The sequence below is a fragment of the Corallococcus sp. 4LFB genome (assembly GCF_046520365.1).
In the GTDB taxonomy this organism is placed as follows: domain Bacteria; phylum Myxococcota; class Myxococcia; order Myxococcales; family Myxococcaceae; genus Corallococcus; species Corallococcus caeni.
In genome coordinates, this window is sequence record NZ_JBKGHJ010000318.1 from 1 (window position 1) to 10364 (window position 10364).

Genomic DNA, 10364 nt, shown 5'->3' on the forward strand with positions numbered 1-10364 from the left:
CTGAGCGCCCGCGAGAGCCCCTGGCTGGGCCGGGGTGCCGCGCGGAGGCGGTGAGGGCAGTTGTGCGCGGAGATCGCGCGGGCTGCCCCAGGCACGGCCGGCGAAAGTGAACAGCGCGAGGCGTTCACTTACCGGGTGCAAATGAACAGGCGCGGGGTGTTCACTTTTTCAGAGGTGACTCTCTCGAAAAGGGCCCCAGGTACACGCCCCGGCGGCGAGGCCCGCACGAAAAAACGCACCACCCCCCACCCTGGCGTCAGGGGTAGGCGGGGTAGGCGTGCTGGCGTCGTCGGTAGGCATGGTGGCGCCCGGCAGGGGCAGGCAGTGACGGTGACGGGGGAGGAGCTGGGCCGCGAGGGTGCGCGGCAGGCGGCCCCAACCAGCGGAAAGCGGCAATCGGCCTCGGCGCTTCGGCCCTTTATGAGGCCTCGTAAGCGCGCGAAACAGCGTGGGGTCCGTGACGCCGAATGGCCGCCTTTACCTGTTTTCGGCCATTCGGCTCGGCCCTGGTAACGGCACGCGCGCCCAGCTGCGCGCGGGACGGCGGGCCGGTGCTTCGAGGGCGGTCGCGGGGAGTCGTGGGCCTCACGGAGAGCACAAAGCCCTGCGGCCCGAAGCGCTGGAGGACACGCGCGCACGAACGGGGCGCCACGCAGAGGAGGCGTTGGTGCGCGGGGCTGAATCGGGGGCGCGCGCTAGGGGCCAGGGGCGGCAAGCGGACCCCAGCGGGGAGGGGGCAGGTGGGCCGGGGAAGTGAATGGCGCGCTGGAGTCCGGCCCGCTGGACGGAGTGTACTTCCGGGCGCGAGTTCAGGCTCGGACTCGGACCGCGGTGCTCGAGCACCTGGTGGCTTGGCGCCCCAACCCCGCGAAACTACGAGACCTGCGGCGCCAGGCGTGTGCTTCCGCGCGCCAGGTGAGCTCCACGGCGGAGCCTGGCCTGGTGGGGCTTGGTCCGGTGAAAGTGAACGGGCCTGAAAGTGAACAAGCTCGGGAATGAAGCCCGTTCACTTTCTTGGGATTCGCCCCAAAGGGGGGCGTGGGGGGAAGAGAGCCTGCTGGAGGGGCATCGTCCCGAGCGCGGGAGTGTCGCTGGCCCAGGGCCCACCTGGACGAACAGCTTCGGGCTTCGCGCAGCCGCCGAGACAGCCGCGCCTTCGAACTGTCATGGGCCGCCCTCTACTGTGGGGCACCTGCGCGAATCGAAGTCCAGCTCCGCTCAAGCAGCCCGGGTGCTCAGGAGCGTCAAAGGGCCGCTTCGCTGAAGCCTGAACGGTTCTCGCCCTTGCCCCGCCTTCCTCGCGCAGGCGAAGGGCAACCGGGCGCAAGTGGCCAGTCCTGAGAGCGCAGGAGTCGCGAGCTGGTTGGCCGACCCGGATGCGATCCGTTGAGCCGGTCCCTGGCGTCCAGAGCAACCAGGGCAGGGAAGCCGGAGGTGCCGAGGTCTCACCCAGGCGCCCTGTACCTCCAGTTGAAGCAAGGCACCAACACCCCGACTTCAGCCGCCGGACTTCTCCAAAGTCCGGCAGAAGTCCGGCATGAAGTCCGGCAGTAATTTCCGTAACAACTTCATGGGGTTGAGTCACTCTGCCGGACTTGCCGGACTTCAAAGCCACTTTTACGTACGCGAGGGAAAATATTTTGGGAGGGAAGCGCGCAGAAAATATTTCCCCGTAGAGGGGCGGGACGGGGGAGGAAGTCCGGCAAGTCCGGCAGGATGGTTTAACCCCTCGCAGTTACAGCGATTTTTGGTGCCGGACTTCAGCGGGGGAAGTCCGGCATGAAGTCCGGCAGTCCGGCAGGAATGCGAGAGTCGGAGGGGAGAATGTAGGTGGTGAGGCGACTCACTCTCCTGTTCCCCGCCTTCATCGTCCTATTTGCCCTCGCGTCGTGCTGGGGCCGCCGGTTGCGCGTCACCGGTGAGCACCACCCCGTGCGTCCTGCTGGGGTTGCCCTGGTTCGAGCGAGAGCGGCTTCTGGGGAAGGCGGCTGTCCAGGCCCTTCGGCGCAAAGGTTGCCTCGCCCACGCACTCCTCATTCGTTCCGAGCAGTCGTAGGCCAGCCCCTCGTGGAGTGCTCGTGGCCTCTTCCCTTGGAGCGCAGCGTGGGCGTCCGAATGGAGGAGGTGGGAACTCCGCCCGTGTCCAAGGCAGGGGCATGAGGCCCGCCCAGCAGAGGCCATCGCCGCCCTCATGAAGGAGCGCCCCTCCATGCGGGATGGCCCGCCGCAGCCTCCTCATGGTGCTGCCGGACGCCGGGCAAGCCACCAGGACTCCCGCAAAACCTGAGTACCTGGCGAGTCGGAGGCCCCGGTGGAAATTCGGGCGCGTCAGCATGTCCCCGATTGCGGGCCCCGAGCCTTTGTCCCTGCAGGGACGGAGCGGCTTCTCAGCAGCAGCGGCCACAACCTCCTCCGGCCCCGAGGCACACATGCGTGACGAGAGCGACTCCCCCAGGCCAGTTACCCAGACGCCCAGCCCTGCCCCAGCCCAGTCCTTGAGGGAGGACTGCCGCACGCAGGAGTTGGCGAAGCAGCCCAAGGAGGCCGGGGACGCCTGGCTGAAGCTGGAGAATGACGGAGACAGCGCCGTCGTCGTCTTCCTCGGGGAGCCGCACCCGCGCGACGTGGCTTTCATTGACAACAAGTTCGTCCCCTTCACCCGGAGGCTGAAGGTGGAGGGACACAAGCCCGTGCTGCGATTCACCCACAACGTCGCCCTCTTCGAGACGCGCGAGGTGAAGGTGCTGGAGTACGGGATTGCCTTCTTCAAGGAAGCCCTGCGCATGCGGCACACGTTTGGGCTTGAGACGTGGGCTGTTGAAGTCCAGCGTCACGGGGCCGCGAAGGACTGGTGGCAGACGCGCTACTCCCTGCAGCCCGAGCGCCGCCTGTCCCCGGAGCAGCAGCAGGCCTTCCAGGGGCTGCCGCTTCACGACTTGGCGAGGCTCCGGGTGGACGCGGCGACGCAAGCCGAAGCGGCGCGCCGCGGCGACGCGGGCGCAAGGCCACCCAACGCGCGCCTCGTGCAGTACCTCTCTGACGTACTGAAAACCATGCCGCGCAAGAGGGTGGAGCGCCTCCTCCACCACCACCTCGGAATGCAGCAGGTTGGGGACGTGTCAGCCATGCGCGGCGAGGAGTGGCAAACCTTCGTCGAAGCGGTTGCCGTCGAGTACCGGGCGTTTTGGGAACGAAACTGCTGAGCGCCAGCCCGAGGTGAATTGAGCCTCCAAGCGAGGGCGTGCTGCGAGGCAGCACGTCTACACGTCCCCGGAAAGAAACCCATGCAGGACTCCTTCTCCGCGAGCCGCGGGGACGAGGGGCGCGTTGCCTCTCATGTCCTCGGCCTCCCAACAGTCATTGGGCAGATGCAGCCCGGCGCTATGCTGGCGTGGCGTGCGCGTCAGCCCGTTGTGCGTCGAGGGCTGGACTCCGCGGCGGCGAGGCGCAGCCCCCAGGTGCCTGCGCCATGAGCTTTCGCGTCTTCGTGGAGCAGGTGCGGAGCCGCTCGGACATAACCGACGTCGTCGGCGCCCACGTCGAGTTGCGCCCTTCGGGCAGCACCCTCAAGGGACTCTCACCCTTTCACCCCGAGAAGACGCCTTCCTTCGTCGTGTGGCCCGCCACGCAGACGTGGCACGACTTCTCCAACGGCGGCAGCCTGGGGGGAGACGTCTTCACCTTCGTCCAGGAGAGGGAGAAGGTTGACTTCAAGGAGGCGGTATTCCGACTGGCAGGGCGCGCCGGCATTCCCCTGCCCGCGCCCCATGACGAGTCCCACGCGCGTGAGCTCGAGGCGCTGGTGGAGCGCCGCGACGTCGAGCGACTCCTCACGGCCGCCGCCGACTACTACCACCGCCACCTGCCCGCGAACATTCGCGAGGAGTCCTTCAAACAGCACTACGGCTTCACCGACGAGGTGGTGGACAGCTTCAAGCTGGGGTGGCAGACGGCGGCCTCTTCGCGCACCTGAGAGAGGGTATGGGCGCGAGCCGCGAGGCGGCCCTCAAGACGGGCCTCTTCGTCCAACTGCCGGGCGGCCACGTCGAGGACTTCTTCCGGGAGCGCCTCGTCTTCCCATATTGGAAGGATGGCCGCGTCGTCTACTTCATCGCCCGCGCGACGCAATATACGGGCGACGAAGAGTGGGAGAAGGCGAAGTACAAGAAGCTCCTCACCCATTCGGAGCGGCACCCCTACGTCTCACCCACCGTCCGCAACGACTACTTCTACAACGAGGACGCGGCACGCAAGGCCGACACGCTGCTGATTACGGAAGGCGTCACCGACTGCATCAGCGCCATGCAGGCGGGCATTCCTTGTCTCTCTCCCGCCACGACGCGCTTTCGCAAGCAGGACATTCCTCGGCTGCTGAAGCTCACGCGCGACGCGAGGCGCGTCGTCATTTGCAATGACGCCGAGGCCAGCGGCGCCGGAGAGGCGGGCGCGCGGGAGACTGCCGCAGCCCTCTGGGCCGAGGGCCGAGAGGCGTGCGTCGCCCTGCTTCCACGTCCGCAGGGCACCGAGAAGGTGGACGTCAACGCGCTTGTCGCGTCGCAGGGCGCCGCGACGCTTCACGAAGTCCTCGGACGCGCGAGGGCATACCCGGAGTACCTGCTGGATGGCATTCCAGAGAGTGCGCCCAAGGCAGACTTGGACAAGGCGCTGGCGCCCCTCCTGGCCTCATTGCAGCAATGCACGGCAGTCCGAGCCGACGTGGTGCTGGACGCCATTTCGGCGAAGTTTGGCCTCCGGAGGCGGGCACTCAACGCCAACCTCAAGGGGGTGGTGGCGGAGAAGGAGGCGGCGGCCATGGCGCAGCGCCGTGCGTCCGCCGCGCGCCCGGAAATCAACGTGGGCAACCGCCAACTTTGGGCCATTGTCACCGAGGCGCGCCAAGCGGTGGTGCAGGCGAATGCGCGTCGCATGCGGGCTGCCAGCACGCAGGGCTTCGCCAACGAGGCGGCGCCACTCTTTGTGCGAGGCAACGCCCTCGTGCAACTCGCGCAGCCCGAGAAGGAGGCGCCCATTCTCTCGGAGATGACGGAGGCCGCCGTCTACGGAGTCCTCCTCCGGGAGGCGACGTGGGTAGCGGAAGTCGAGGGCAGGCCGCACTCCGTCTTCCCGCCGAAAGACGTCGCGCGGGACTTCCTCGCGTACCCGCCTCCGGGCCTTCCCTCAGTGGAGGCTGTCATTACCACGCCGGTATTCGGACAGGACGGGAAGCTCCTCCTGACGCCTGGGCTGCACCCGGAGGACAGACTCTGGCTGGAGCCCGCTCCTGCGCTTCACCTCGGCGCCGTGTCCGAGCGGCCGACACCCGAGGAGGTTGCCGCCGCACGTGCCCTCTTCTCTGACGACGTCTTCGTGGACTTCCCATTTGCCCACCCCAGCGATAAGGCACATGCCCTCGCCGCCGTCCTCCTCCCCTTCGTCCGGCGGATGATTGAGGGGTGCACCCCCCTCCACGTCGTAGAGGCGCCCGCTGTCGGCTCCGGCAAGGGCCTCTTGTGCGACCTCGTCTCGTGGGTGGCGACGGGCAGGGCGTTCGCCATTGGCACCTTGCCTGAGAATGAAGAGGAGATTCGAAAGACGCTCACCGCCGAGCTCGCCCTGGCGCGCCCCCTCATCCTCCTCGACAACGCCAATGAGAAGGCGACGCTCTCCTCCGCGGCCCTCGCCGCCATGCTGACGAGTACCTCCTGGACGGACCGTCTCCTGGGCAAGACGCAGAAGCTGACGCTGCCCAATACCGCCATGTGGATGCTCACCGGCAACAACCCGAAGCTTTCAAAGGACATTGCCCGTCGCTCCGTGCGCATCCGCATCGACCCCAAGCTGGACAGGGCCTGGACGCGAAGTCGCTTCAAGCATGACCCGATTATCCTCTGGGTGAAGGAGCACCGGAGCGAGTTGGTGCGTGCGGCCCTGACGCTCGTGCAGGCGTGGATTGCTGCGGGGAGGCCTCTGGGGCGCGAGCGGCTGGGCTCCTTCGAGCACTGGGCGGCCGTCATGGGCGGCCTTCTCAATGTGGCTGGGGTGGAGGGCTTCCTCGGCAACCTCGACGAGCTTTATGCGAATGCGGACGTCGAAGGGGAGTCCTGGCGCGAATTCGTCCAGGCCTGGTGGGGAGCGCATGGCACGGCGGAGGTGCTCGTCTCGAGCCTCAACGAGCTGTGCGAGAAGGACGAGCTGATGCTTCAGGTGCGAGGCGAGGGCGGCTCCCGCTCGCAGCAGAGCCGGCTGGGCCGAGCGCTGCAAACGGCGAGGGACAGAGTCTTTGGGGACTTGCGGGTGGTGGTGCGGAACCAGGACCGCAAGAAGCGGACGATGTACGCACTCCAGAAGTTGGGAGGCGAGCCGGAGGTGAATGCAGACATGGCTGCCGCAGAGGTAGATGAGGTCGACCCATGGGCGGAGTAGTGACCCGGCGCGCCCCGCAGCAACAGTGCGAGGCCGCAGTGGAGATTCTCTCGGAGGCCCTCTGGGAGTTGTTGCTTCGTCGCCATTCGCAGCATGCGCCGCACGTAATGAAGTTGCACCAAGAGGAGAGCGCGCATGGCTGAGCCGCAGACTCTCGACTTGTCTTCTTCTGGGGACAGAGCGTCCATGGTTTTCGCCCGAGGGCGTGCTGCCCCGGACGAAGGAGACACCACCATGGCGAAGAAGGGGATTGCGTGGGCTGCCCGTAAGGAGCTGGCGGACGTGCCACAGCAACTGGCTGCGCTGGCCAGCATGTCGGTGCCGGAGCTGGCGGAGAAGTACCAGGAGCTGTACGGCGAGCCCACGCGCAGCCGCAACCGGGACTACCTGAAGAAGCGCCTGGCCTTCCGGATTCAGGAGCTGGCCGAAGGGGGACTCTCCGCGCGCGCCGTCGCACGAATCTCAGAGTTGGGCGACAAGCTGCCCGAGCGCTGGAGGATGCGGCAGGTGGAGGAGGCGAAGCCCTCCGCGACGCCTCCTCCAGCCCCTGCGGACGTGCGCGCAGGGACTGCGGACGGTCGCGACGCGCGCCTGCCCCCGCCGGGCACGGTGCTGACGCGCGTGTTCAAGGGCACGCAGCACCGGGTGACGGTGCGCGCGGACGGAATTGAGTACGAAGGCCAGCTTCACCGAAGCCTCTCCAGCGTGGCCAAGCTGATTACTGGCACGGCCTGGAATGGCTTCAGCTTCTTTGGACTCAAGGCCGGCAGCTCGAAGGCGGTGAAGTCATGAGCGGCCCCGCCTTCTTTCAAACGCACATGGGCCAGCGCTTCTTCGAGTCGACGATGCCGAGCCTCGTCCGCGAACTGAAGCGCCTCAACGACAACGTGGAGCGACTGGTGGCCGTGGCGGAGCAACTCTCCGGACAGAAGCCGTCGCCGAGCGTCGAGCCGGTATCGACAACAGAGGGGGCGGAGGGGCCATGAGGAAGAGCAAGCCAGCGCCCTCGGACGCGAAGCGCTGCGCCGTCTACACGCGCAAGTCCACGGCTGCAGGCCTGGAGATGGAGTTCAACTCGCTGGACGCCCAGCGCGAGTCCTGTGTCTCCTACGTGCAGCGCCAGCCCGGCTGGGTGTTGGTGGACGAGAGCTACGACGACGGCGGCTTCACCGGCGCGAACATGGAGCGGCCCGCCTTCCAGCGACTGATGCAGGACGTGGACGCGGGCCGGGTGGACGTGGTGGTGGTGTACAAGGTGGACCGCCTCTCTCGCAGCCTCCTCGACTTCGCGAAAGTCATGGAGCGCTTCAACGCGGCGGGTGCCTCCTTCGTCTCGGTGACGCAGAACTTCAGCACGGCGGACGCGATGGGCCGGCTGACGTTGAACATGCTGATGAGCTTCGCTGAGTTCGAGCGCGAGATGATCTCCGAGCGCACGCGGGACAAGGTGGCCGCCGCGCGCCGCAAGGGGAAGTGGACGGGAGGACGCGCACCACTGGGCTACGAGGTGAAGGACAAGCGCCTCGTGGTGAATGAGTACGAGGCGGTGGTGGTGCGGGAGGCCTTCGCGTTGTACCTCCAGCACCAGCAGGCCTCGGTGGTTTCGCGCCTCCTCAACGAGACAGGGCGCAAGACGAAGCGCCACGAGGCCCAGAGCGGTGCCACGCGCGCGGCTCGGAAATGGACGACGCAGGACGTGCTGCGCCTCTTGAGGAGTCCCTTGTACGCGGGCTTCGTGCCGTATGGCGACGAGGCGCATCCGGGCGAGCACTCGCCCATCGTGGACAGAGCCACCTTCCATCAGGTGCAGGACATCCTGGAGGGTCGCGGCCCTGGCATCCAGTACCACGGGCGCAACCCGGACTACGTGCTGCGAGGCCTCCTTCGCTGCGGCCTGTGCGGCGAGGCCATGACGCCCGGCTCCACGCGTAAGGGCACGCGCGAGTACCGCTACTACCGCTGCGTCACCCGGGACAAGCAGGGGAAGGAGGGGTGCCGGGCCTCGCCCCTCCCGGCAGCCGCCCTGGAGGACTTCGTCGTCGCCCGGCTGCGGGAAGTCTCGGTAGGTGGGGGCTTCGCGACGCAGGTACACGCCCGCCTCACGGCGCGGCTGGAGGAGAAGCACAAGGCCCTGCGCGCCGAGCGCGCGCAGCTCCCGAAGGACCTGGCCAAGCGCGCCGGGGAGTCGGCGAAGTGGGTGGACTCCCTCTCGAAGCTGGAGGGCCCCACCCGGCGCCTCCTGGAGGAGAAGCTGACGGCCGCTGAAGAAGAGTCCGTCGGCATGAAGAAGCGGCTGGCGGAGGTGGAGCGCGCCCTGGACGCCATGGAGGGGGAGAAGCTGGAGGCGGCCTGGGTGGCCCAGGCCTTGGCGGACTTCGACGCGGTGTGGGACGCCCTCACGGCCGCCAACCGGGGGCGCCTGCTGCAGGCCCTCGTCGGCCGGGTCGTGGTGGACGAGGAGACGGACAGAGTGGATGTGCACCTTGCCCATGCCGGTGCCTCCGCAACGCCCGCGCGCGAGGTGGCGGCGTGAGCGCGAGTCCCGAGTCTCGGCCGGCGGAGGCCGGCCTCGTCAGCGCGCAGTTTCACCGCGTGCGGCGCTCGAAGGTGCGCTTCCGGGAGGGCGTGCGCCCCCCGCCGCGAGAGGCGGCGCGCCGGCCAGCGCACGTCGCGCGCATGCTGGCCCTGGCGCACCACGTGGAGTCCGCTATTGCGCGAGGGTTGGTGGGGAGCGCGGCGGACGTCGCAGCCCAGTTGGGCTTCACCCGCGCGCGCGTGACGCACCTGCTGGACTTGCAGTTGCTGGCGCCCGACATCCAGGAGGAGGTGCTGTTCCTCGAGGCCGTGGATGGAGAGGAGCCCCTCAGCGAGCGAAGCCTCCGGGCCATTGCACACGCGGGGACGTGGGCGGTGCAGCGCGAGCGTTGGCGCGAGGTGAAGGCTTCATTTTGAGACAGGAGTCCGGATGCCTGGACTCCTTGGTGTAGCGTGAGTGCAAGAGGCTGAATTGTTGTCCGTGTTGAGAGCGCGAGGGTTGTACGTCCCGCGACGAAAGTGAGCGAAAGCACATGCAGAACGACATGAAGGGCATCATCCAGACTGCGGTGGCGGAGGCGGTGGAGAAGACGATGGGCCGGCAGGTGGAGCTGCAGGAGCGGCAACTGGAGCTGCTGGGGAAGATTGCTCAGTTCCTGGGCATTGGGTCCGGCTCGGCTCATGCGGCGTCCGCGCCGAAGCGGGCCCCCGTACCGCCTCCCGCGTCGCAGCGCATACCCGCGTCCGCGCCGAAGCGCACGCCCTCGGTGCCCGTGCGGAAGTATGTAAGGCCGGAGGCTGCGCCGAAGCCCACGCGGACGAAGGCTGCACCCCAGAAGCGCCGAGGGCGTCCGAGTGCGGCGGGACGCACCGCGACGGCCGCCGTCCCCAGCTCCAGCCCTGGCCCTAGCCCCGCGACGCCCGTCGCATACGAGGTGGGACAGGAGGTGCGTTACAAGCAGGGGCGGGGCGCCTTCAATGCGAAGGTGAAGGCCGTCGACGAGAAGGCGAAGACGGTGACGTTGGAGCGCGTCTCCGACGCCAGGAAGGTGGTGCGCCCCTTCGACAAGGTGACGCCAGCCTGAGTCTGGGCCGCGAAGCGCCCTCTCTGGAGGGCGCTCCTGCGGCAAGTAGCTCGAAGGCGAAAGTGACACTTTCGCCCGGAACACCGCTGCTGGAAGGCGCTCGTCGCTACGGCGCGTCGGCCATGTCTTCGAGCTGCCCTTCGGCGAGGGCGCGGTAGTGGGGCACGACTTCCACCTTGAGGACGTCCTGCATCTCCTGGCGGGCGCGGCCGAAGTCCCCCTTGTCCTTGTGCTGGTACATCCGGTGCAGCGCATCCATGAGCCGATGGGAGCCTTCTCGGATGCGCCGGGACTCCTCGCTCAAGAGGCCCAACGCACCCT

9 protein-coding genes are annotated in these 10364 nt (G+C 67.8%); 8 read left to right on the forward strand and 1 reads right to left on the reverse strand.

Annotated elements, in window-relative coordinates; all coding sequences use genetic code 11:
• Positions 1-2429: 2429 nt before the first annotated feature.
• From ACLEQD_RS28230 to ACLEQD_RS28265, 8 genes are all read left to right on the forward strand, one after another.
• A complete protein-coding gene (locus tag ACLEQD_RS28230; protein WP_410388204.1) occupies positions 2430-3203 on the forward strand; it encodes a hypothetical protein in 774 nt (257 codons plus the stop codon).
• A 266-nt stretch (positions 3204-3469) separates the two neighbouring features.
• Positions 3470-3973, forward strand: a complete 504-nt coding sequence (locus tag ACLEQD_RS28235; RefSeq protein ID WP_410388205.1) for a CHC2 zinc finger domain-containing protein — start codon at positions 3470-3472, stop codon at positions 3971-3973.
• A gap of 8 nt (positions 3974-3981) precedes the next feature.
• Positions 3982-6423, forward strand: a complete 2442-nt coding sequence (locus tag ACLEQD_RS28240) for a hypothetical protein (protein WP_410388206.1) — start codon at positions 3982-3984, stop codon at positions 6421-6423.
• A 234-nt stretch (positions 6424-6657) separates the two neighbouring features.
• The gene (locus tag ACLEQD_RS28245) at positions 6658-7215 is read left to right on the forward strand and encodes a DUF2924 domain-containing protein (RefSeq protein WP_223738443.1); all 558 of its coding nucleotides are present in this window, start codon (positions 6658-6660) and stop codon (positions 7213-7215) included.
• Positions 7212-7409: a hypothetical protein gene (locus ACLEQD_RS28250; protein WP_223738444.1), complete on the forward strand. Its 198-nt coding sequence runs from the start codon at positions 7212-7214 to the stop codon at positions 7407-7409. The genes ACLEQD_RS28245 and ACLEQD_RS28250 overlap by 4 nt, the downstream gene beginning before the upstream one ends.
• A complete protein-coding gene (locus ACLEQD_RS28255; RefSeq protein WP_223738445.1) occupies positions 7406-8956 on the forward strand; it encodes a recombinase family protein in 1551 nt (516 codons plus the stop codon). Before ACLEQD_RS28250 ends, ACLEQD_RS28255 begins: the two co-directional genes overlap by 4 nt.
• Positions 8953-9375 carry a hypothetical protein gene (locus tag ACLEQD_RS28260; protein ID WP_223738446.1) on the forward strand — a complete coding sequence of 141 codons (423 nt, stop codon included), beginning with the start codon at positions 8953-8955 and terminating at the stop codon, positions 9373-9375. The genes ACLEQD_RS28255 and ACLEQD_RS28260 overlap by 4 nt, the downstream gene beginning before the upstream one ends.
• Before the next feature lie 116 nt (positions 9376-9491).
• A complete protein-coding gene (locus tag ACLEQD_RS28265) occupies positions 9492-10043 on the forward strand; it encodes a PspA (protein WP_223738447.1) in 552 nt (183 codons plus the stop codon).
• Between the two features lie 106 nt (positions 10044-10149).
• Here the strand turns inward: ACLEQD_RS28265 and ACLEQD_RS28270 are convergent.
• Positions 10150-10364 (reverse strand): DUF2379 family protein (locus ACLEQD_RS28270; RefSeq protein ID WP_410388208.1); only part of this gene is annotated, 215 nt, incomplete at its 5' end.

What these genes read in the sequence shown, in the direction of transcription:
- ACLEQD_RS28230 (WP_410388204.1), top strand. Translation starts at nt 2,430, where the DNA reads ATGCGTGACGAGAGCGACTCCCCCAGGCCAGTTACCCAGACGCCCAGC.
- ACLEQD_RS28235 (WP_410388205.1), top strand. Translation starts at nt 3,470, where the DNA reads ATGAGCTTTCGCGTCTTCGTGGAGCAGGTGCGGAGCCGCTCGGACATA.
- ACLEQD_RS28240 (WP_410388206.1), top strand. Translation starts at nt 3,982, where the DNA reads ATGGGCGCGAGCCGCGAGGCGGCCCTCAAGACGGGCCTCTTCGTCCAA.
- ACLEQD_RS28245 (WP_223738443.1), top strand. Translation starts at nt 6,658, where the DNA reads ATGGCGAAGAAGGGGATTGCGTGGGCTGCCCGTAAGGAGCTGGCGGAC.
- ACLEQD_RS28250 (WP_223738444.1), top strand. Translation starts at nt 7,212, where the DNA reads ATGAGCGGCCCCGCCTTCTTTCAAACGCACATGGGCCAGCGCTTCTTC.
- ACLEQD_RS28255 (WP_223738445.1), top strand. Translation starts at nt 7,406, where the DNA reads ATGAGGAAGAGCAAGCCAGCGCCCTCGGACGCGAAGCGCTGCGCCGTC.
- ACLEQD_RS28265 (WP_223738447.1), top strand. Translation starts at nt 9,492, where the DNA reads ATGCAGAACGACATGAAGGGCATCATCCAGACTGCGGTGGCGGAGGCG.